The 21,789-nt window shown below is 62.2% G+C and carries 20 protein-coding genes; 12 read left to right on the top strand and 8 right to left on the bottom strand.

All coding sequences use genetic code 11. The features are described 5' to 3' along the window. Window positions 1-18 precede the first annotated feature (18 nt). Together ACFQDI_RS02745 and ACFQDI_RS02740 are read left to right on the top strand one after the other, a co-directional pair. Window positions 19-1,152, top strand: coding sequence for an aminotransferase class V-fold PLP-dependent enzyme (locus ACFQDI_RS02745; protein ID WP_377163157.1), 1,134 nt, complete (start codon window positions 19-21; stop codon window positions 1,150-1,152). A gap of 120 nt (window positions 1,153-1,272) precedes the next feature. After that, the gene (locus ACFQDI_RS02740; RefSeq protein ID WP_377163155.1) at window positions 1,273-3,864 is read left to right on the top strand and encodes a VWA domain-containing protein; all 2,592 of its coding nucleotides are present in this window, start codon (window positions 1,273-1,275) and stop codon (window positions 3,862-3,864) included. Window positions 3,865-4,115: 251 nt separating this feature from the next. Here ACFQDI_RS02740 and ACFQDI_RS02735 read toward each other — a convergent pair whose 3' ends face one another. Genes ACFQDI_RS02735 through gpmI form a run of 3 tightly spaced genes read right to left on the bottom strand, consistent with a single transcriptional unit; the run spans window position 4,116 to window position 6,385 of the window. After that, the gene (locus ACFQDI_RS02735) at window positions 4,116-4,433 is read right to left on the bottom strand and encodes a low molecular weight protein tyrosine phosphatase family protein (RefSeq protein ID WP_377163153.1); all 318 of its coding nucleotides are present in this window, start codon (window positions 4,431-4,433) and stop codon (window positions 4,116-4,118) included. Further along, on the bottom strand, window positions 4,433-4,825 hold the full coding sequence (locus ACFQDI_RS02730) for a hypothetical protein (RefSeq protein ID WP_377163151.1): 393 nt from the start codon (window positions 4,823-4,825) through the stop codon (window positions 4,433-4,435). The genes ACFQDI_RS02735 and ACFQDI_RS02730 overlap by 1 nt, the downstream gene beginning before the upstream one ends. Window positions 4,826-4,834: 9 nt before the next feature. After that, window positions 4,835-6,385, bottom strand: coding sequence for a 2,3-bisphosphoglycerate-independent phosphoglycerate mutase (gene gpmI / locus ACFQDI_RS02725; protein WP_377163149.1), 1,551 nt, complete (start codon window positions 6,383-6,385; stop codon window positions 4,835-4,837). Window positions 6,386-6,596: 211 nt separating this feature from the next. Between gpmI and ACFQDI_RS02720 the strand changes: the two genes are divergently transcribed. Further along, the gene (locus ACFQDI_RS02720) at window positions 6,597-8,042 is read left to right on the top strand and encodes an N-acetylmuramoyl-L-alanine amidase (protein ID WP_377163147.1); all 1,446 of its coding nucleotides are present in this window, start codon (window positions 6,597-6,599) and stop codon (window positions 8,040-8,042) included. Window positions 8,043-8,227: 185 nt separating this feature from the next. Here ACFQDI_RS02720 and ACFQDI_RS02715 read toward each other — a convergent pair whose 3' ends face one another. Both ACFQDI_RS02715 and ribD read right to left on the bottom strand, forming a co-directional pair. Further along, window positions 8,228-8,779 (bottom strand): D-glycero-alpha-D-manno-heptose-1,7-bisphosphate 7-phosphatase, encoded by a 552-nt coding sequence (locus ACFQDI_RS02715; protein WP_377163145.1) that lies wholly within the window; start codon window positions 8,777-8,779, stop codon window positions 8,228-8,230. Window positions 8,780-8,847: 68 nt separating this feature from the next. Continuing rightward, a complete protein-coding gene (gene ribD / locus ACFQDI_RS02710; RefSeq protein WP_377163143.1) occupies window positions 8,848-9,912 on the bottom strand; it encodes a bifunctional diaminohydroxyphosphoribosylaminopyrimidine deaminase/5-amino-6-(5-phosphoribosylamino)uracil reductase RibD in 1,065 nt (354 codons plus the stop codon). Between the two features lie 133 nt (window positions 9,913-10,045). Between ribD and ACFQDI_RS02705 the strand changes: the two genes are divergently transcribed. From ACFQDI_RS02705 to ACFQDI_RS02695, 3 genes are all read left to right on the top strand, one after another. Continuing rightward, on the top strand, window positions 10,046-11,041 hold the full coding sequence (locus ACFQDI_RS02705) for a type II secretion system F family protein (protein WP_377163141.1): 996 nt from the start codon (window positions 10,046-10,048) through the stop codon (window positions 11,039-11,041). A gap of 134 nt (window positions 11,042-11,175) precedes the next feature. Continuing rightward, window positions 11,176-12,288 carry a recombinase RecA gene (gene recA / locus ACFQDI_RS02700; RefSeq protein WP_377163139.1) on the top strand — a complete coding sequence of 371 codons (1,113 nt, stop codon included), beginning with the start codon at window positions 11,176-11,178 and terminating at the stop codon, window positions 12,286-12,288. A 111-nt stretch (window positions 12,289-12,399) separates the two neighbouring features. Next, window positions 12,400-12,801 carry a hypothetical protein gene (locus tag ACFQDI_RS02695; protein WP_377163137.1) on the top strand — a complete coding sequence of 134 codons (402 nt, stop codon included), beginning with the start codon at window positions 12,400-12,402 and terminating at the stop codon, window positions 12,799-12,801. A 145-nt stretch (window positions 12,802-12,946) separates the two neighbouring features. Here ACFQDI_RS02695 and ACFQDI_RS02690 read toward each other — a convergent pair whose 3' ends face one another. Then, window positions 12,947-14,224 (bottom strand): PQQ-binding-like beta-propeller repeat protein, encoded by a 1,278-nt coding sequence (locus ACFQDI_RS02690; RefSeq protein WP_377163135.1) that lies wholly within the window; start codon window positions 14,222-14,224, stop codon window positions 12,947-12,949. 104 nt (window positions 14,225-14,328) lie between these two features. Between ACFQDI_RS02690 and ACFQDI_RS02685 the strand changes: the two genes are divergently transcribed. Continuing rightward, complete coding sequence (locus ACFQDI_RS02685; RefSeq protein WP_377163134.1) at window positions 14,329-14,550, top strand: hypothetical protein; 222 nt, start codon at window positions 14,329-14,331, stop codon at window positions 14,548-14,550. 477 nt (window positions 14,551-15,027) lie between these two features. On the opposite strand, the gene ACFQDI_RS02680 is transcribed toward ACFQDI_RS02685, so the two are convergent. Continuing rightward, a complete protein-coding gene (locus tag ACFQDI_RS02680) occupies window positions 15,028-17,070 on the bottom strand; it encodes a carbon starvation CstA family protein (protein ID WP_377163132.1) in 2,043 nt (680 codons plus the stop codon). Between the two features lie 112 nt (window positions 17,071-17,182). Continuing rightward, window positions 17,183-18,127 carry a ThuA domain-containing protein gene (locus ACFQDI_RS02675; RefSeq protein WP_377163130.1) on the bottom strand — a complete coding sequence of 315 codons (945 nt, stop codon included), beginning with the start codon at window positions 18,125-18,127 and terminating at the stop codon, window positions 17,183-17,185. A 113-nt stretch (window positions 18,128-18,240) separates the two neighbouring features. Here ACFQDI_RS02675 and ACFQDI_RS02670 point away from each other — a divergent pair, with 113 nt between their 5' ends. The 5 genes from ACFQDI_RS02670 (at window position 18,241) to ilvB (ending at window position 21,752) form a co-directional block, all read left to right on the top strand. Next, complete coding sequence (locus tag ACFQDI_RS02670) at window positions 18,241-18,732, top strand: peptidoglycan endopeptidase (protein ID WP_377163128.1); 492 nt, start codon at window positions 18,241-18,243, stop codon at window positions 18,730-18,732. Next, window positions 18,729-19,199: an RNA pyrophosphohydrolase gene (locus ACFQDI_RS02665; RefSeq protein WP_377163126.1), complete on the top strand. Its 471-nt coding sequence runs from the start codon at window positions 18,729-18,731 to the stop codon at window positions 19,197-19,199. The genes ACFQDI_RS02670 and ACFQDI_RS02665 overlap by 4 nt, the downstream gene beginning before the upstream one ends. 94 nt (window positions 19,200-19,293) lie before the next feature. Next, window positions 19,294-19,536 (top strand): hypothetical protein, encoded by a 243-nt coding sequence (locus ACFQDI_RS02660; RefSeq protein WP_377163124.1) that lies wholly within the window; start codon window positions 19,294-19,296, stop codon window positions 19,534-19,536. A 26-nt stretch (window positions 19,537-19,562) separates the two neighbouring features. Then, window positions 19,563-19,730 (top strand): hypothetical protein, encoded by a 168-nt coding sequence (locus ACFQDI_RS02655; protein ID WP_377163122.1) that lies wholly within the window; start codon window positions 19,563-19,565, stop codon window positions 19,728-19,730. Between the two features lie 294 nt (window positions 19,731-20,024). Next, entirely contained in the window at window positions 20,025-21,752 is a 1,728-nt protein-coding gene (gene ilvB / locus ACFQDI_RS02650) for a biosynthetic-type acetolactate synthase large subunit (RefSeq protein WP_377163120.1), read from the top strand. The last annotated feature ends 37 nt before the right edge of the window (window positions 21,753-21,789 follow it).

The raw sequence follows: 21,789 nt of genomic DNA, 5'->3' as shown, positions 1-21,789 counted from the left end.
GCAGCGTTTCTTCCACGCATGCTTACTGAATCTTCCCGCGCCGCCGATTTCCCCAGCCTCAAAGGCATCCATTACCTGAACACCGCCGCCGAGAGCATCCCGCCGCTCTGCGTGAATGAGGCCGTGGCGGAGTACATGCACCACAAGTCGCTCGGCATGCGCGGGCGCGATTTCCATTTCCCGCGTGTGGAGGACTGCCGCGAGATCACCGCCCGGCACCTCGGCCTCAGCACGGATGAAGTCTCCTTCTGCTCCTGCAGTTCCGAAGCCTACAACCTCCTCGCCAACGCGCTGCAGCTGACGCCGAAGGACGAAGTCATCGTCACGGATCTCGATTTTCCGGCGGGAGCCACGCCCTGGCTCACCGCGCCGGAGGCTTCACGCCCCGTCACACGCCTTTGGAAAAATCGTGAAGGTGCCTTGGACCTCACCGATCTCGCCGCGCTGCTCAATGACCACACCGCGCTCGTGCAGGTGAGCCTCGTCAGCTTCTACAACGGCCACCGCATCCCCTTCGCTCCGCTGCGCGACATGATCCGCAAGCTCGCGCCGCAGGCGGTCATCGCCGTCGATGTGACTCAGGCGCTGGGCCGTGTCGCACTCGACTGCCAGGACGCCGACATCATGATTTCCAGCACGCACAAATGGACCCTCGGCATCCATGGCGGCGGCGTCATCGGCATCCCGAAAAAATCCGCCGCACGCCTCACCACCAGCGCGGGCGGGTGGTACCACATCGCCAACGCCTTTGATGCCGATCGCTTTGAAAGCGCCCGCATCAAGCCCGGCGCGCTCAGCTTCTCCGTCGGCATGCCCAGCTTTGCCGCGCTGTATGCCTTGAATGCCTCGCTGCGCTATCTTGAGGCAGTCGGCATGGACAAGATCATCGCACATGCAGATCCGCTCGTCGCCCGCGTGCATGCGGGATTGAAGGAGCTGGGCCTCACCGCGCTCAGCGCCGCGCAGCCCGGCTGCTCCAGCGGCATCGTCGCCTTCAAGCACGAAAACACCGCCGCCATCAATGACGCCCTGCTGGCGCAAAACATCCACGTCATGCATCAGGTGGGGCGCATTCGCATTGCCGTGCATGGCTACACCACCGCCGAGGACATCGAGAAGCTCCTGGCCACGCTGCGCAGCGCCCTGAAGTAGCACGGGCAATCCTGCCCGTGAAGAAGGCGTTCAGCAGCGGGCAAAATTGCCCTCGCTACTGGGTGCCTTTTTTCGGGACACCTCTTGCCCTGCCCCGCCGCAAGCCTATCCTCCGAGACCTTGGACTGGGAATCGCCAAAACTCCTTCTGCTCATCCTGCCCGCAGTCGCTCTGCTGCTGTGGATCGAGTCGCGCTCATCGCACCCCATGTCCGGGCTGCGGAAGCGCCTGCTGCTGGTCACACGCGCTCTCGGCGTCATGCTCGCCATCGCCGCGCTCGCCGGACCGGCCCGTGTGACGCAGACAGGACGCAAGGCGCTCGGCATCATCGTCGATGCCAGCCAGAGCATGGGCCAGGAAGGCTTGAAAAAATCCCTCGATGAAGCCGCCCGCGTGCGTGCGGGGCTCGGCAGCGGGATTGATTCCTTTGTCGTCCAGCTCGGCTCCCAGCCCGAGCTCCTGCCTGAAGGCAGCACACCCGCCATGCAGGCCGCATGGCAAAAAGAAAACGGTGGCGACAGCCACTACGCCGCCGCCGTGGAATACGCGGAGGCTCTCTTCCCCCCCGGCGCCAGCCGCAACATCCTCATCATCGGCGACGGCCATGAAACGCGCGGCAGCCTGCTGGATGCGGCGCGCGAGGCTGCCGTGTCCGGCATCAAGCTGCACGCCCTGCCCGTGGCCGGGCCGCGGCGGCCAGACGCGCGCATGCTTTCCCTCACCCCGAACCGCACGCGCCTCTTTGAAGGCGCCAGCCTGAGCCTCAGGGCGGTCTTTGAGAGCACCATCGAAGGCACCGGCACCCTGAAGCTGTACGAAAACGGCATCGAGGTGGAAAAGCGCCCCGTCACGCTCAAGCCCGGCACCACGCAGGAGATCGTCTTCAATCGCACCCCGTCTACGCGCAACACCTTCCAGTACCGCGCCGTGCTCGAAGGCTTCCAGGGCGATACCTTGCCTGGCAATGACAGCGCGCTGGCCATCGTGGATGTGCGCGGACGGCTACGCCTGCTCTACGTCGAGTCAGACGCCTCAGAAGGCCGCTACCTCATGCAGGCCATGGAAAAGGAGGGCATCGAGCTGGACATGCGCCAGCCCGGCAATCTCGCCATCACCTTTGAAATGCTCGGCGGCTATGACGGAGTGATTCTCTCCGACGTGCCAGCGCACCAGCTCGGCGAGCCCCTCATGAATGCGCTGCGCGACTACGTGGACAAGCTCGGCGGCGGTTTGATCATGCTCGGCGGCCCGGGTTCCTTCGGTGTCGGTGGCTACTATCGCACCCCCATCGAGGAGGTGCTGCCCGTGCGGCTCAAGGCTCCGGACGAGGAGGAAAAGCAGAGCGCCGCCGTCGCCATCGTGCTGGACCGCTCAGGCTCCATGGCTGGTGAAAAGCTCGAAATGGCCAAAAGCGCCGCCATCGCCACGGCGGAGGTTCTTGGGCATAATGATTCTCTCGGGGTCTGGGCCTTTGACTCGGAGGCGCACGTCGTCGCGCCGATGACGCGGCTGACCTCTACCAACGCAGTCGCAGGGCAGATCGCCGCCATCGCCTCCGGTGGTGGCACCAATTTGCAGCCCGCCTTCCAGCTCGCACGCGAGGCCCTGCTGCGCGCCAAGGCGCGCGTAAAGCACATGATCATCCTGACCGACGGCCAGACCGCAGGTCTGGGCTACGAGCAGCTGGCCGCGCAGTGCCGCAATGAGGGGCTGACGATTTCCACGGTCGCCATCGGCGAAGGTTCGCATGTGGGCATGCTGCAGGCCGTGGCATCCAGCGGAGGCGGGCAGTCTTACTCCACGATGGATGCCGGCAGCATCACACGCATCTTCACCCAGGACACCCTCATGCACACCGGGCGCATGATTCGCGAAGAGCCCTTCGCCCCGGTGCTGAAGGAGAAAGCCCCGATCCTTGCGGGCTTTGAAAAATGGGACTCCCCTGATCTGCTCGGCTACGTGAAAACCACACGCCGCACCTCCGCGCAGGTGCCGCTGGTCACCGAGACAGGCGATCCCCTGCTGGCGCACTGGCGCTTCGGCCTTGGCAAGGCCACGGCATTTACTTCCGATGCCAAAAGCCGCTGGGCCTCGCTCTGGATCGCCCGCTGGCCCGGCTATGGCCGCTTCTGGTCCCAGGTGCTGCGCGAGACAGCCCGCGCACCGCAGGGCCGCCTGATGGACCTCTCCGCCCGCATGCTGGGGGATGATGCCCGCATCAGCGTCGATCTGCTCGCCGACGCCGGCACCCGCGCCAACAACGCCTCCATCTCCGCAGAGGTCTTCCACGTGGCGGCGGATGCCCTGGGCGCGCCGATGAAAGCCGTGCAAAAGCTCACGCTGCGGCAGGATGCCCCCGGCGCCTATGTGGCGGACTTCAAGCCCGCTCAGGCAGGCGTGTATCTCATCCGCGCGCAATACGGCGCCGAGATGATCACCACCGGCCTCATTCACAATCCCTCCACCGAAGCCAGCCTGGGCACCATCAACGAAGAGCTGCTAAAGGAGGCCGCACGCATCACCGGCGGCGACTACCTCGCCGATGCCCAAAGCCTGCCCAATCTGGAAACCACCAAGGCCGTGCAGTATGAGGAGCTCTGGCCAGACCTGCTCCTGCTCCTGCTGCTAGTCTTCCTCATCGACACCGGCATCCGCCGCTGGGAGCACGTAGTGGGCCTGTGGCAGCTGCTGCCGCAGAAGAAAGCGGCGTGATAACCATCCATTGTGCGACCGGATTCAAAAGCTCGGCAGGAGCGCGGAATTTATTCCGCAGCACTCCGCCGAAGCGGCAGGCTCTTAACCACACATCATTCCCTTCAAGCCGAGGATCACCTTGCCTGCGGCATGCAAGGTGCGACACGCGAGTTGGAACGGCGACTGTTGGAGGATGAGTGCGGAAGGGTGGATGCTTGCGGAGTGCTGCGGAATAAATTCCGCGCTCCTGGATGAATTTTTCGCGACCGTTACAGCAGCGGCTCCACCCGCTCACGGACCAGCCTCATCAGTTCCTCGTCCATGAAGGGATAATCATCCGGGATGTCCAGCACCTCGATGCGCAGATCCCGCACGGTCTCCGGAAACATCTCCCGCAGCCTCTGCTTGTGCTCATGCTCCATCACCAGCACCAGGTCCGCCCACAGCAGCAGCTTCTCCGAAACCCTGCAACGCGCAGAAGCACTGGTGCCGGCACTGCGCACCTCCACGCGCGGATCGTTTTGATACACCCTCTCCGCAGTCGGGCTGCGCCATTGGTTGCGGGAGCAGAGGAAGAGCAGGCGCATCAACGTTTTTCCGTCTCGTGATTCAAAATCCATTCGGCGAGTTTGCGAACATAACTTCTTGGATCCTTCGACAGCACCGTGGCCGCGCCGAAGAAACGCAGGGCATCGAGGTGCAGACCGAGTTTCAATTGGTCACGAAACTGCTCGCCGGCCGCTCCTTTTGCCAGCCTGTCCAGGATGCATGATGCAAGACGCTGCTGCTGGGCAACAGTTAGATCGCAATGCTTGAAGCGACGCGCCATCATGGCTCTCGCACGATTGTGCCAGAGACCTTGGGTTGTCGCCTCGAAATAGCACACACATGACTCAATGCCTGTCGCGTCCCCCTTCAAAAGCTGATCTGCCATTAGATGCAAATCAGCCTTCGTCAGAGACTCGAAGGAATTGGTCATGGGAACTCCTCACTTCTTCACCAGCAGGCTCTTCCCGGTCATCTCAGCCGAGGGCTTCACGCCCAGCATGTCGAGCAGGGTCGGGGCGATGTCGGCTAGCTTGCCGTTGGCGACGGTGTAGCTGTTCGCATCGGCGGCGACGTAGATGCCGTGGACGAGATTCGTGGTGTGTGCGGTGTTGGGGCTGCCATCCGGATTGCGCATGAGCTCACAGTTGCCGTGGTCGGCGGTGATGAAGAGCTTGCCGCCGAGTTCCAGCACCTTTTCCACGATCAGGCGCACGCCGAGGTCGATGGTTTCGCAGGCGTGGATGCCTGCCTCGACAATGCCCGTGTGGCCCACCATGTCGGGGTTGGCGTAGTTCATGATCACGAGGTCGTACTTCTCCAGACGGCGCAGCACTTCAAAGGTGAGGTCCGGCGCGCTCATCTGCGGCTTCTTGTCGTAGGTGGGCACTTCCTTCGGGCTGATCGCCAGATAGCGGTCTTCTCCCGGATTCGGCTCCTCCACGCCGCTGTTGAAGAAGAAGGTCACGTGCGGGTACTTCTCCGTCTCAGCAGCACGCAGCTGCTTCAGGCCTGCGGCAGCCACCACCTGGCCCAGGTTGTTGTTCAGGCTCTCGGTGCCAAAGATCACCTTGGCACCCAGCGCGGTGTAGTTGGCGTCGTACTCGGTCAGCGTGTAGTAGCCGGTCTTCGGAGTCACCTCACGGTCAAAGCCGTCAAAGCCGGACTTCAGGAAGGCATCGCTCAGCTGGCGGGCACGGTCAGCGCGGAAATTGAACCACAGGATCACATCGCCATCGCGGATGCGCTGCTCGTTGGCGCTGGAAAAGATCATGGGCTGCATGAACTCATCACCCCGCGGGTCTTTCGGATACGCGGCCTTCACGGCCTCGCTGGGCAGATCGCTGCGCACTTCACCGCGGCCGAGCACGATGGCGTCCCACGCCAGCTTGTTGCGCTCCCAGCGCTTGTCACGGTCCATGGCGTAGTAGCGGCCGATGACCGTAGCGATCTTCGCGCCGCTCGGGGCCAGGTCCTTTTCCAGCTTGGCCATGTAAGCGGCACCGCCGGTGGGGGAGGTGTCACGGCCGTCGGTGATGGCATGGACCATCAGGTCGCTCACGCCTGCGGCCTTGGCGGCATCGCAGAGCGCAGCTAGGTGGTCCTGGTGGGAATGTACACCGCCGTCGCTGATGAGGCCCAGGAAATGAAGGCGCTTGCCCTTGGCCTGCTCAAAGGCCTCCACCAGCACCGGCATCTTGGCCAGCTCGCCGTCGCGGATGCACTTGTTGATGCGGGTCAGGTCCTGGTACACCACACGGCCGGCGCCGAGGTTCAGGTGGCCCACTTCGCTGTTGCCCATCTGGCCGTCCGGCAGGCCCACATCCTCGCCGCTGGCGCTGACGGTGCCCATGGGGTAGGTGGCGTAAAGGTGGTCGTGGAAAGGGGTGCGGGCCAGCAGGGTGGCGTCTCCATTGGCTTCAGCCTGGGCTTTGCCGCCGGGGTTGATGCCCCAGCCGTCACGGATAATCAGAACAACAGGTTTTTTGGTCATAGGCTATGGCGTCAATGGGTCAGAGCGGCGGCTCCGTCAAGCTCGGGGTCAAGGCTGCACCGGCCGGGGAGGCTGGCCGCACATTTTGCCCCCCTGGCTGATTCCTGGCAAATCCTGCCCATCCCCTACCCTGCTTTTCAGATCGTTTGCGCTCCGGCCCGTCTCAGGGTATAAAGAGCCGCCTTTCTCCGATATTGACGTCATTCTCACCATGACCCCCGGACTGAATCCCACACTTCCCAAGGCCCTCCTCGCCACTCTCGCTTTCGCACTGGCCGCAGCGTCGTTCGGTGTGGCACGTGCTGATGACGAGAAGCCGGGCTTCTTCAAAAAGATCTTTGGCGGCGGGAGCAGCAAGAGCGACACCCCTGCTCCTGAGCCCGCACCCGAGCCTGAAAAAAAACCGGCCGTCAAGCCCAAGCCAGAGCCTGAAAAGACGGCCGCCAAAAAATCCTCCAGCGGCAAGCCGCCCCGCGTCATCATCACCACGACCGGTGGCAAGAAAGTGGAGATCGGCAAAAAATCCGCCCCTTCCAAGACCGTCGCTAAAACAGAGTCTCCCAAGACGGCACCCAAGCCCAAGGAGGAGCCCATCAAGGACGTCACAAAATCATCCTCTGCCAAGGACAACGAAGCCCCGATGAAGGGCGAGTTCAAAGAGGACGACGATGACGACAAGCCCTCCAGCTCAGATAAGTCCAAAACCGTCGAAGTCCTTCCAGCCAATGGCGGCTGGGAGATCGTCAAAATCGGCGGACGAGACTACGTGACGGCGGAAAGCATCCGCAACTTTTACAACCCTGTGTATGGCTTCACCACCTTCCGCACGCAGGGCACGCACTTCTGGCTCGGCTCCTCCAAGCTCATCCTGAAGGCGCAGATCGGCTCCCAGGAGATGCTGATCAACAACATCAAGTTCATCCTCAGCTTCCCCGTGCAGGAGTACAACGGCAAGGTGCTCTTCTCCCGGCTGGACCTTTGCAAGCTGATCGACCCCGTCCTCTACCCCAGCCACATCCAAAACGCCGAGTACTTCGACACCGTCGTCGTCGACGCGGGCCACGGCGGCCATGATGCCGGCGCACGCGGCATCTACGGCTACGAGAAAGACTTCGCCCTGAAGATGGCCATGGCCGTACGCACGGCGCTGATGCAGCGCGGCTTCAAGGTCATCCTCACCCGCTCGACGGACACTTTCATCACTCTGGGCGGACGTGTGGCCATCGCCAACCAGACGCCGAAAAGCATCTTTCTCAGCTTCCATTTCAACTCCGGCGGCGCTGCCGCCACGGGCATCGAAACCTGGGCGCTGACTCCCCAGAGCGCCGCAGCCACCATCAGCCGCGGCGGCGGTTACAACCTCAACGGTGTGACCGGCAACAAGCAGGACTCCGCCAACATCGCCCTCGCCACTGCCGTGCATGCCAGCGTCATCAGCCGCTTCAAGTTTGTGGACCGTGGCATCAAGCGTGCCCAGTGGAGCGTGCTCACCGGCTGCAAGCGCCCCGGCATCCTGTTTGAAGGCGGCTTCGTCACCAACGGTGCCGAATGCCAGCTCGTCGCCTCCGAAACCTACCGCCAGCAGGTCTCCAACGCCATCGGCGATGCCGTGCTGAACTACCGCAAGGCGCTCGAGTCTGCGATGGCCAAGCGGTGAGCCATAAGAACGTGAACCAGCTGCCAGCCCGCTCGGTTACCCACTTCAAAAATCAAAAATCGATTGCTCGACAATCGTCAATCCTCCGGCCCGAAACCCATCGTGGGCGTGCATGATTAACGATTGATGAAAAGTCGAGGCGTTGCGTGTCAAAGCATACCCTCCGGATATGGGCGATCCCCCGCTCACACCACCGGCAACATCTCCCGCAGCAGCGCTGCCAGCCCCGCCGTCTCCGCCAGCGTAAAATCCGCCGTCACCTTCGGCTCGTGGTGGCTCAAAATGCGGACCGTGCGTGGCACGCCGGCATTGATGGCCATCTGGATGTCGCGGTCATGGTCCCCCACCAGCCAGCTCCGCGTCAGATCGAGCCCGTGTTCATCACGCCCGCGGAAGATCATCTCCGCACTCGGCTTGCGGCAGGTGCAGTTGCCCGCCAGATGTGTGCAGGCGTAAATGCCATCCAGCGCCGCGCCATGCTGGGCCAGCTCGGCCTGCATGCGCGTGTGCAGGTCGTCGAGCGCCGCCTGCGTCATGAGCCCCTTGCCCACGCCCTGCTGGCTGGTGACCAGGATCGTCGCATACCCACGCGCACGGCACAGCGCCAGCGCCTCGATGATACCGGGTGCAAAGTGGAAATCCTCCCAGCGCAGCACGTAGCCGTCTCCGGGGGAGACATTGACAACACCATCGCGGTCAAAAAAAACGGCAGGACGAAGAGGTGGGACAGAGGGCATGAATGCGCACGGATAGCGGTGCCGCGCCGGGATGAAAACTGATCTTTGCAGCCACGGGCAGTGCTCTCTCACTCCTTCACCTTCTCCGGCCACACCGGGAAACCGTGGAAGCACACGTTGTCCCCCATGGGGCGGACGGTGACGTCTTTGAGTTCGATGGAGTCCGGCAGCGCCGGACCGTCAATGGAGGGGCGGCCTCCGCCGCAAAGGCGTGGAGCGATGTACCAATAGACCTCATCGACGAGCTTCTCACGAAACGCCTGGCCTAGCACGATGCCACCGCCCTCGATGAGCACGGAAAGCACGCCCTGCTTGCCCAGAATGGCCAGGGCTTCAGGCAGGTCCTTGCCATGCATGATCACAGTACGGTCCTTGAACTCATCCGTGAAGATTTGTGACTCCGGCGGAATCTCTCCCCTGCGGGTGAGCACCACACGCCAGGGCTGCTGCTTGCCGCTGCCGGCGCTGCCATCCCGCAGGGTGAGCTGGGGGTTGTCTTTGCGGACGGTCTCGGCACCCACCAGGATGGCGTCCACCCGCATGCGCAGCCTGCGGCCATGGGCGCGGGCGGCGTCATTGGTGATCAGTGAGCTCTCCCCCGCCGGGCGCGTGATGCGGCCGTCCAGACTCTGCCCGGCCTTGGCGATGACATACGGAATGCCGGTGGTGATCCATTTGGCAAAGGGGCGGATGATGGCGCGGCACTCTTCATCGAGCACTCCGGCGGTGACTTCGATGCCGGCGAGCATCAGAATGCTGCGGGCCTGCTCGCGATGGCTGGGATTGGGATCATGCGCACCGATGACCACGCGCTTGATGCCGGCAGACTTGATCGCCTCCGTGCAGGGCGGCGTGCGGCCGTGCGTGCAGCAGGGCTCCAGCGTGACGTAGATCGTGGCGCCGCGCAGCAGCTTGGGATGGTTTTTCTGCGCATCGCGAATGGCCTCCACCTCGGCGTGCGGCTCTCCCGCCTTGTGGTGGTAGCCGCGGCCGATGACCTTTTCCTGGGCGACGATGACCGCCCCCACGGGCGGATTGGGACTGGTGAGACCGACGCCAAGCTGGGCTTGGTCGAGCGCGAGGTGCATCCAGTGCTGGTCGGGGGTTTCTTTGTGGGCGATGGGAGGCGGCATGCGGAGCCCGCATGATAAGCGGTGAAACGGGCCTGAGAAGCAATAAGAGTGTCACACAATGGCGATGGTCCTGCAGCTCGGAGTTTTTTGTGCTCGCTGAGTCGGACCCGCTGGCGTTAGTTTCAAAACGCCGATGAAACTTTCCGAAAAAGCCCTGCTGTATCGTGAACTGGCCAAGCTTGTGGGGGCCAATTTTCATCTGGACCGCTCGCTGGAGCTGCTGCTGAAGCAGCAGCCCAGCCATGCGCGCCGCACCTGGCTGCAGGGCCTGCAGCTAGGCCTGAAGGAGGGCAAAGGCGTGGCCGCCTCCATCGCCGCACACTGCGGGGCGTTCTCAGACGCGCTGGAGTTTGCGCTGATCGACGCCGGGGAGCGCAGCGGCCGCCTGGGGGATGCCTTCAGCCATCTCTCCCGCTACTTTGAGGCCTGGCACGTGGCGGTGAAGCAGGCGCTCGGGGCGATGGTTTACCCTCTGGTGCTGGCCCATCTGGGCATCGTGCTGCCAGAGCTGCCCACCATCGTGACCTCGAGCATGGATGGCAAGCCCTACTCCCTGGCGGGAATTTTCACCCCTCTGGCCACCCTATGGCTGGTGCTGCTCTCCCTCTTTCTACTCTGGCGCTGGCTCTCACGGCTGGGGGCGCAGTCTGCGGCGGTGGATCTCTGGCTCGGCCGCCTGCCACTGATCGGGAGTGTGCGCCGGCACTGGGCGCTGGCACGCTTTTCGCAGGTGTTTCATGCCTGCCTGCTGGCCTCCATGCGGATAACAGAGACCATGCAGCTGGCGGGCAGCGCCTCCCACAGCGGCCTGCTGCGCCATGCAGCACGGGATGCCGCCCAGCGCATCGCCGCAGGAGAAACCATCTCGGGAGCCATGGCAGACGTGCACGGCTTCCCCGTGGTGTTTGTGCATGGCATTGCCACAGCGGAAGAGGCTGGCACCCTGGACCACGAAATGAACCGCTGGGCCGCAGCAGAGTCCATCGAAGCCGGAGACGCTGTGCAGCGTGCCGCACAATGGCTGCCCAAGATCGCCTATGGAGTCGTCGTCGTGTATGTGGTGTACCGCATCATCGGCATGATGTCGGGCTTTTACGGCGGCATGGCCAGGCAGATGGACGGCTTCTGAGGCAAACCGCAGCAGCGAGAAGCTTCTGGGAGCAAGTATTCGCCTCTTAAGGACGGAAAGTGCTTTACAGGCCGCCCGAAATGCGGTTTCTGTTCACCCGAACATCTTTTTATAACCACACACTACCTCTGATTATGGCCCGCGCACCCAAAGAATCCGCCGAAGCATCCGCCCCCAAGACCGACAAGCTTGCCGAGGCACGCGGCCGCAATCTCGACCTGGCCATCCAGCAGATTCAGAAAGACTATGGAGAGGGCGCCATCCTCCGCATGGGCGGCGAAGGCGTGAAATCTGACATCAGCGTCATTCCTACTGGCAATCTGCTCATCGATCAGGCGCTCGGCACCGGCGGCTTCCCCCGCGGCCGTATCGTGGAAGTGTACGGCCCGGAATCCTCCGGTAAAACCACCCTCACGCTCACCGTCATCGCCCAGGCGCAGAAGGCCGGTGGCTTGGCAGCCTTCATCGACGTGGAGCACGCCCTCGATCCCGCCTATGCCCGCCGCCTTGGCGTGAAGATGGACGAACTGCTTGTCTCCCAGCCCAGCTCCGGTGAAGAAGCCCTGCGCATCTGCGAAACGCTGGTGCGCTCCAATGCGCTCGACGTCATCGTCATCGACTCCGTGGCCGCCCTCGTCACCCGTCAGGAACTCGAAGGCGACATCGGCGACTCCACCGTGGGCGCCCAGGCCCGTCTGATGAGCGCCGCGCTGAGAAAGCTCACCGCCATCATCTCCAAGGCCCGCACCTGCTGCATCTTCACCAACCAGATCCGTGAAAAGATCGGCGTCATGTTTGGCAACCCCGAAACCACCCCTGGCGGCAAGGCCCTCAAGTTCTACGCCAGCGTGCGCGTGGACATCCGCCGCATCGGCGCCATCAAGACCACCGACGGCACCGTCACCGGCAACCGCACCAAGGTCAAAGTGGTGAAGAACAAGCTGGCCCCGCCCTACACCGAGGCCGAGTTCGACATCATGTACAATGAGGGCATCTCCAATGTGGGATCGCTGCTCGACCTCGCGATGGACTTCGAGATCCTGCAAAAACGCGGCTCCTGGATCAGCTACAAAGGCACCCAGCTCGCCCAGGGACGCGACGCCGCCAAGGAAGTCCTGCGCAGCGACGCCACCGTCTATGCCGAGATCGAGGCCGCCGTGAAGGCCAAGCAGGCCGAGAAAAACGAGGAAGCGGGCAGCCCCAAGGGCTCCAGCAAGTCCTCCGCCGCCTCCGGTGACGAAGAATAAGCCTGCCTGAGCGCGGGGCGTGCATGGCCCGCCCCGCCTCCCCTGCCCCACCTTCGCCGTTTGACTTTTCCCGCGCCGTGCGCCTCTTTTCGCGGTCATTCCGCGAACCGTATGGCTAAGCACAGCCAGCAAAAGCAGGATACCTCCGCAAACGAAGAGCCTTCGGTCTGCGGTGGCAGGCAGTCTGTTGTCGAGCTTTGTGAAATCACCACCTGCGGCCTCGTCTTCTGGTCGCGCCAGCGTTTCGACCTGGGGGCGGAAGTTCAGGTGCGCATCCAACGCACCGCGCTGACGCCTTCGATGCTCGCCATGACCACCACGAATTCAAAGTGGGTCATGCTCAAAGGCCTTGTGGTGGCCAGCACTCCCCAGCGGCGGGCGGACGGCTCCATCGGCTTCAAGATCTCCCTGCTCGTGTTGCAGGCAGCGGACGACATCCCTCCCCAGGTGCGCTCCACGATGTGCTGGTTTGCACCGCCGCTCCAGGGCCTCCAGCGCTTTGGTCTCAACTGAAACACGATGGGCTCGCATGCCTGCCGGGGTCAGCAGAGGCCAAAAAAATACGCCCTGGGTTCTGCACCCAGGGCGCTTCGGTGGCGTTTGATCACGAAACGACAGCCGCAGCTGAAGGCATCAAACGCGTGACATCTGCATGCCGTTACTTTTTCACCCGGTAGAGATTGCCCTCCGTACGGATGAGCAAATCTGAGCCGATGACTGCATAGGAGGCGAGGCTGCGCTCACCGAGGTCGTTTTGAGCGAGGACGCTGAAGGTCTTGCCGGGCTTGACGACGACACCGAGTCCTTTTTCGTCCTGAAGGTAGAGCTTGCCATCGGCGGCGAGGATGGAGGCGGAGATGGGGCCGGTGCAGCGTTCGGAGTAGTGGACACTACCGGTTTTGGCGTCGGCGCAGGTGAGGATTCCGTTGTCTGCGACGAAGTAGAGCTCATCGCCCACGACCGCCATGCTGGGATTGTGAGGAGCGGCTTTGTCGATGGTCCAGGCGAGGTGGCTTGCGGTGACATCGCCTTTGGAGGAGGCGTCCACCTTGATGGCGTAGAGCACGGGTTTGTCGTAGCCGCTGGAGAGGTAGATCATGCCGTGGGCGTAGATGGGGCGTGGCACGACGGAGTAGCCCTGGTCGTAGTTGAAGTGCCAGATTTCGGTGCCGGTCTTGGGATCGAGCGCGTTCACCACGCCGCTGCCGGGGGTGATGAGTTGCTTCTGCCCGGCCACGTCGATGAGGAGCGGGGTGCAGAAGGAGAATTTCTTTTTGGCCTCGGACTGGCGGGCAAAGGTCCAACGGGCTTTGCCGGTGGCTTTGTCGAGCGCGATGACCTTGGGCTCGGTTTCGGCGTCGGCATTGAAGATGAGAAGGTCCTCAAACAGCACGGGGCTGCTGCCATTGCCATGCACGGGGGAGTAGGCGTACTCCTGCGTGGCCCACACGGTCTTGCCGTTGGCGGCGTCCAGACAGGCGGTGCCGAGGTGGCCGAAGTGGACGTAGAGCTTGCCGTCCTCAAAAACGGGCGTGGGGCTGGCGTGGCTGTTTTTGCGGTGGGCGCGCGGGGCGGTGGCGGTAAAGAGCTCCACGTCCCAGACGGTTTTGCCAGTGGTGGCATCGAGTGCCATGGCGTGCAAAGAACGGTTCGCCTTGGGGTCCTCGACACCGCCGACGGGCAGGGCGGAGGTGAGAAAGATGCGATCGCCAATCACCACGGGTGATGACCAGCCAATACCTGCGACGGGTGCTTTCCACACAATATTGGAGGTGGGGCTCCAGGTAAGCGGGAGATGGGTGGCGGCGGAGTGCCCCTGAGCGCCCGCTCCGCGGAATTCGGGCCAGTTTTGAGCCGTGGGGGCGGTTGGAGCGGCGGATGAAGTGACAGCCAGCGCAAGACCAGCGGCGGAGAGAAGAGCGTTTTTGGAAATCATGTGGCGCTTCATACGAAGGCAGAAGCGCCTGACGATCAAAAAACGCGCGGTTTGAGATTTCGGCGAAGTTTGACATCGAACGGATGGTCCTAAACAGTAACGCCATGGAAGTCACACTCACCGACCCCATTGAAGCCTTCATTCAGCGTCAAGTGGCGCAAGGTTACAAAGACGCGGACGAAGTCACGCGTCAGGCGTTTCTGCGCTGGATGAATGAGGCGAGTGATACACCGCCGCACATCCAGACGCGGCTCGATGTGGCGGCCGCAGGGCGCTTCATCCCGGAGGATCGCTCTAACATCCAACGCATCATCGCCGCTGCCTGATGTCGTTCGACACGGGGCAATAAGAACGTGCAGAATGGCACAATGAAATTATCTGCCACAGACGTCAGAATTGATCACCTTTATCTTGGTCCGGGAAAAGGAGGACGGCTTGTCGTGACGCATCTGCCGTCAGGCTTGTACGTCACGGAAGACATCCCTATGACAAAGTCGGCGCTTTCCATTCAACGCAGGCTCATGTCGGCGCTGAAGATGAAGATTCTTGAAGAGGGTCAGAACTAAAAGATGTGACCACCTGACGAAGCGAACACTCTCTGCAATCATGGCAGATGCTTCAGCGCTCACGCGAGCGCGGAGCGTCGTGGAGTGCGGCGGCAAGCTTGGGCGCAACACCGCTTTCGCAGGCTGCACGGCAAGGTGAGGACGACGGGCGTTCGACACCTCGCGAAAACGGTGTCGTCGAAGCAGGCTTGCACCTTGCCTCAATGCCACCGCCCTTCACGAGGCTGGCGCGCCTAATTACGCCCCCTCCGGCAGCGCCACGTAGGGCTCCTCATTGAGCACGACTTTCTTGGAGCCGCTGAGGAGCTTGATCCATTCGAGGAGGCAGCCGATGAAGATGATGGCGACGGCGAGGAGGAAGAAGGCGGTGACGGCGGTGTCCACGTTGAAGTTGAACTGCTGCGCGGCCCAGGTTTTCATCTCCACAGGGGTGCCGCCTTTGGCGAGCTTTTCACCGTACATTTTGGCACCGGCGATGAAGCCCATGCGCGGATCTTTGTCGAAGAGCTTGATGTAGCCGGCGGCGAAGGTGGCGCTCATGAGGAAGATGAGCGGGATGACGGTGACGAGGAGGTAGCGGGCCTTGCCCATCTTGATGAGGATGGTGGTGCCGAGGCAGAAGGCGATGACAGCGAGGAGCTGATTCGCGATGCCGAACAGAGGCCAGAGGGTGTTGATGCCGCCGAGGGGATCGACGACGCCCTGATAGAGGAAGTAACCCCAGGCGGCGACGAGCATGGCGCTGGCGAAGACGTTGGCGGGGAGGCTGCGGGTGTTGCCCAGCGGCTTCCAGATGCCGCCCAGGAAGTCCTGCAGGATGAAGCGGCCCACGCGTGTGCCGGCATCGATGGTGGTGAGGATGAACAGCGCCTCAAACATGATGGCGAAGTGATACCAGAAGGACATCCACGCAGGGCCAAAGGCGCGGGCAAACATCTGCGCCATGCCGACGGCAAAGGTGGGGGCTCCACCGACGCGGCCAAACATGGTTTTTTCGCCAATGTCGGCGGCCAGTTTGTCCATGCCTGCGACGGTGACGGGGAATCCGGCATTGGAGATGACGCCGACAACTTCCGTGGGAGCCATGGTCTTGTTGATGCCGGCATTGATGGCGAAGTATTCGCCGGGCTGGAGTGCACACGCGGCAACGAGAGCCATGAGGGCGACGAGCATCTCGGTGATCATCGCGCCGTAGGCCACGCTGCGGATGTCAGCCTCGTTGTCGAGCAGCTTGGGGGTGGTGCCAGAGGAGATGAGGGCGTGGAAGCCGGAGATGGCTCCGCAGGCGATGGTGATGAAGACGAAGGGGAAGACGCTGCCGAGGAAGACGAGGCCGGTGCCATCGACGAACTTCGTGAGTTTGGGCATCTGCAAATCGGGCGCGACCCAGATGACCACGACAGCGAGGACGGCCACGGTGCCGATCTTCATGAAGGTGCTCAGATAGTCGCGCGGGGCGAGGAGCATCCACACCGGCAGCACGGAGGCGGCGAAGCCGTAGATCATGATGGACCACGCGATGGTCTCGCCCTTGTAGTCAAAGAAGTGCTCAATGCCCCAGGCTTTGAGATTGCTGCCCGCCCAGACGCTGACGAGCAGGCCGACGATGCCAAAGATGGTGACGCCGCGCACGCTGACGCCAAAGATCGTGTGACCAAAGCCCATGATGAAGGCCAGCGGAATGGTCATAACGATGGTGAACAGGCCCCAGGGGCTCTCGGCGAGGGCCTTGACCACCACGAGGCCGAGCACGGCGAGCAGGATGGTCATGATGGCAAGGACGGAGATCATGGCGACGAGGCCGACCACAGGATTGACCTCTTCCTTGAGCATCTGGCCCACGGATTTGCCGCCGCGGCGGATGGAGGCAAACATCACAATCGCATCATGCACGCCGCCGCCGAGGGTGGCACCGATCAAGATCCACAGCATGCCTGGCAGGTAGCCAAACTGCGCTGCAAGCACGGGGCCCACGAGCGGTCCTGGACCGGCAATGGCGGCGAAGTGGTGGCCGAAAACGACCCACTTGTTCGTCGGTACGAAATCCTTGCCGTCCTTGTGAGTCACCGAGGGCGGGGCGCGGTGGGCATCGAGCACTAGCACCTTGGTGATGAGCCACTTGCTGTAAAAGCGATAGGCGACCGCGAAGGAGCACAAGCCCGCCACCACGAGCCACAGGGCATTGATGGTTTCACCTTTGTGCAGTGCGGAGAAGGCGACAGCACCGGCTCCGAGGAGGGAGATGGCGATCCAGATGAGGACTTGAAGAGGCTTGGGCATGGTGGTGGTGAAAGTAGTCCAGTTGCGCCGCAACTGGATTTGGACAGGAAATTAACAGTGGAAGGGAGGGACTAAACGAACTCAACGAGGCTCCAGTTGCGGCGCAACTGGACTACTTGGCAGGAGCAGCCTCAGTCTTCGCAGGCTTGGGCGGGGGCGGAGCGACGTAGGGCGGATTGGTCATCGCACCAGGGGCGGTTTCGGCGAGGTTGGGATACACATCGGCCTGGACATCGCCGAGCGCCCACTTGACGCCGCCGATGAGGATTTCCTGGAAGGTGGGGTTGGTCCAGACGTCTTCACGGTGGCCCATGGCGGTGTACCACACGCGGCCGTTGCCTTCCTTGCGCGCCCAGGTGCTGGGGTAGGCAGGGCGCTCGTATTCCTTGCCCTCCATGGCGGGTGCGTCGATCACGCTGAGCACGTGGATGTCTGGCGTGAAGTCCTTGAGCGAATACCACTCCTCCATGAAGCCGTAGGTGGCGCCCACTTTTTCAAAGCCGGGGAACTTGGGGTCCGTGACGGTGTTCTTGGCGTCCTGCTGCTTGCCGTGCTTGATGAACTCGGCGCCGAGGAAGCGCACGTAGGCGTCCGCCTTGTCGCCATGGTTCAGGTAGCGCTCGGGGCCTTTCTGCGATTCGTTGTCCGTGTGGAAGGTGTCGCTGGCGGAATGCGTGCCGATGAAGCCCTTGCCGCTTTTGACATAATCAAAGAGCGCCTGCTTGCCCTCCATCGTCATGGGCGGCTGCTTGTCGGTGCCTTCGCTGCAAAGATCGCCGGTGGTGTAGAAAAACACAGCGTCAAACTGCGCCAGATAGTCCCTGCTGAACTTGGAGCCGTCCTTGGAAAACTCGAACTCCCAGCCGTTTTTTTCACCCAGCTCCAGCAGCACCTTTTCGGCATGGCTTGGCTGGCCGTTTTTCCAGGAGATGACACTGTGCTCAAAGCCGCTGGACTTGGTGAAAAAGAGAATCTTGTGCTTGGGGGCAGGCGCAGAAAAGGCCACGACGCAGGCGGCGGAGGCCAGCATCAGAGGGGCGGCAAGTTTTTTGATCATGAGGGGCGGATTGTGGCGGGTTTTTGAAAACAAGGCAAGGCGGTGTTGCGTGCCTTGTCATTTCAGCCGGGCCGAATACGATGGCACGGATGATGCGCTTTCTTTCACTTTTCATGTCCCTTTCATTTTGCGTGCTGCTCTGCCAGTGCGGCTCCAGCGCGGGAGCCCGCTGGGAGTATAAGTTTGCCCCGGGCAAGACAGCCGTCATCATCGGCGGCAGGGCCGTGCCGCCTGCCAATGCCCCTCCGGAAGTGCTGCGCGCCATCTCCGCCGGAAACCGCATCTGCACCAAGCCCTACCGCCGAGGCGGCGGACATGCCCGCTTTGAAGACAGCGCCTATGACTGCTCCGGCACCACCTCCTACGTGCTGCATGCAGCTGGCAAGCTGAGTGCGCCTACGGTTTCCGGAGCCTTCCGCAGCTACGGCAGCAGCGGCCACGGCAGGTGGATCACCGTCTATGCACGCAAAGGGCACGTCTTCCTGGAGGTGGCCGGCCTGCGGCTGGACACAGGCTACAGCGATGCGGACAGCGACGGCCCGCGCTGGAGCAGCCGTTCCCGCCCCACCAAAGGCTATACCATGCGCCACCCCTCAGGCCTATGATCCCTGCCGAAGCCATCGTTTACCGCCCGAACGTCGCCGCCATCTTGCAGCGCGAGGACGGCTGCATTTTTGTGGCGGAGCGCATCAACATCAAAAATGCCTGGCAGTTTCCCCAAGGAGGCATCGATGAAGGTGAGGACGCCGAGACCGCCCTCTTTCGCGAGTTGGAGGAAGAGATTGGCGTGAAGCGTGAACAGTTGCAGATTTTGCAGCGGCGGGACGGTTACCGTTATGCATTTGCAAAAGGACGCCTCAAATACGGATTTTATGGCGGCCAGGAGCAGGCCTACTTCCTGTGCCGCTTTACCGGCACGGACGCCGATTTCAACCTGGACGCCACACACCGCGAGTTTGCCACCTTCAAATGGATCAAGCCGTCGGAGTTTCAGATGGACTGGGTACCCAAGTTCAAACGCCGCGTTTACCGCCAGGTGCTGCAGGACTTCTTTGGTGTCGAGCTGGCCTGAGAGCACCGTGGCTCATGGATAACCGCCCCCTCATTGTAATGGAAGCCTGCACCGCAGTGGGCAGACTCCCCGGCAACCAACCTCCGCGCGCCCCATGCTTGAAGAACTCATCGCAAACCTCATCGTCCAGGCGGTGCGCATTGGGGACGGCATTGTGGGACTGCTTGGGCTGACGCAGGCAGGGGCGCAGACGCTGAGGGAAAACTCGCTCGTAGGAGAGTCACCGTTGGAAACTGAGTCGCGCCGATGGTGGGACCGTCTCGACAGCCGCTGGTTCTGGCTCAGCCTGCTCCTCCTGGCTTGCGCGGCAGCTCTGGGGTGGAGCACCGTCTTTTAACAAGACGCCCCCCCCAACTGACCGCCATGCCTGTGATCTTCAAGCTGCTGCTCAAGTACCTCTTGAGTGCGTGGAACACCGAAAAGTCCATGCTCGGCGAGTCCCGCTTTGACCGCGAATCCCGCCGCTACACGGTCATTGGCATCCTCATCCTGCTTTTGCTGGCAGTCGCTGGTGCTCTCTTCCGGAGCTAGCAAAAGGCGTTAGCAAAATCTGGAAACCTGCCAGCAGAGGCCGCGCCCCCTTTTTTCTCTTTGCTCGCCAGGTCCCAGCATCCGGCTGACAAATCAGCCCGCCTCAGCACAAAAAGACACTTTTTCACACCAGAAGCTCAGAACAATGCTGAATTCGACCCAAAAACATCAATTTTCAAACCGCCAATCCATCAAAAACATCACATTCGATCCAAAAATCACACTTTTCGATTGTGATTTTCCTTTTTAAGCCCATTTTACCCCTCGAAATCGCAATTTTTACCCAAACCCTTTATGAGCCAGCAAAAAATGGACGGCGCACAGGCGCTGATTAAAACCCTCGCCGATCTCGGCATCGAGTATGTCTTCGGTTATTCCGGCGGTGCCGCCATCCCGATCTTTGACGCCCTGCAGACCGTGAAGACGGACATGAAGTTCGTCTTGGTCCGCCACGAGCAGGGTGCCGTTCACATGGCCGACGGTTACGCCCGCGCCACCGGCAAGCCAGCCGTCGTTCTCGTCACCTCAGGCCCCGGCGCTGGCAACACCATCACCGGCCTCATGACCGCGCAGATGGACAGCGTCCCGATGATCGTCCTCTGCGGCCAGACCGTCAGCTGGATGCTGGGCAAGGACGCCTTCCAGGAGGCGGACATCTTCAACATCACCTGCCCGGTCGTTAAGCACAACTACCTGGTCAAGAACACGAACGCGCTGCCCCGCATCGCCCGTGAGGCCTACCACATCGCCACCACAGGCCGCCCCGGTCCGGTCCTCATCGACATCCCCAAGGACATCTCCCAGGGCGCCTTCACCGGCACCTTTGACGAGCCGATGGACCTGCCCGGCTACCACCCCGAGGAGAACTTCAAGATCGACCAGGCCGGCATCAAGGAAGCCGCGAGCCTGATCGCCGCTGCCAAGCGCCCCGTCATCCTGGCCGGCCAGGGTGCCATGATCGCCCGTGCGGACAAGGAGCTGCTCATGCTGGCCGAGACCCTCGGCTGCCCGGTGACCACCACGCTGCTGGGCAAGGGCGTCTTCCCCGAGACGCACCCGCTCTCCCTCGGCATGCTCGGCATGCACGGCACCGCCTATGCGAACAAGGCCATGATCGAGGCCGACCTCATCTTCAATGTCGGCTCCCGCTTTGACGACCGCATCATCGGCAAGGCCGCCATGTTTGGCCGCAACGCCAAGCTCATCCACATCGACATCGACGCCGCCGAGCACCACAAGATGATCAAGGTGGACGTCGCCATCAAGGGAGATGCCAAGGCCGCGCTGAGCGACCTGCTGCCCCTTGTGGAAAAACTGCCCACCGAAGACTGGCTGGCCCATCTGGACGGCTACAAAAAGAAGTACCCCCTCGGCTACAAGAAGCAGGGCGGCCTGCGCATGCAGCAGGTCATCGACGAGCTCTACAACCTCACCAAGGGCAAGGCCATCGTCTCAACGGACGTGGGCCAGCACCAGATGTGGGCCGCGCAGTTCTACAAGAACGACAGCAGCTACCACTGGCTGAGCTCCGGCGGTGCCGGCACCATGGGCTTCGGCTTCCCGGCCGCCATCGGCGCGCAGCTCGCCTGCCCGGACAAGACGGTCGTCTCCATCTCCGGAGACGGCGGCTTCCAGATGACCCTGTTTGAGCTGGCCACCGCCGCCATCCACAAGCTTCCCATCAAGATCCTCATCCTGAACAACAGCTACCTCGGCATGGTCCGCCAGTGGCAGGAGCTCTTCTTTGAAAACCGCGAGAGCGGCGTCGATCTCATCGGCAACCCCGACTTCGTGAAGCTCGGTGAAGCCTACGGCATCAAAGGCTGGCACATCCGCCGCCCCGCTGATGTGGAGCGCGTCTTGCAGCAGGCCCTCGACTACAACGACGGCCCCTGCATCATCGAAGCCGAGTGCATCAAGACCGAAAACGTCTTCCCGATGATCCCCGCCGGTGCCGCCCTCGAAGACATGCTCATCGAAGCGCCCAAGCAGAAGATGGAGAAGCCCACCGGGTCCACGTAATGAAGGGAGCGCGGACACTCCTGTCCGCCTCTCATCT

Source organism: Prosthecobacter fluviatilis (assembly GCF_042655725.1).
Lineage (GTDB): Bacteria > Verrucomicrobiota > Verrucomicrobiia > Verrucomicrobiales > Verrucomicrobiaceae > Prosthecobacter > Prosthecobacter fluviatilis.
The sequence above is the reverse complement of the archived record's forward strand: the minus strand, read 5'-3'. Positions and strand labels throughout refer to the sequence as shown.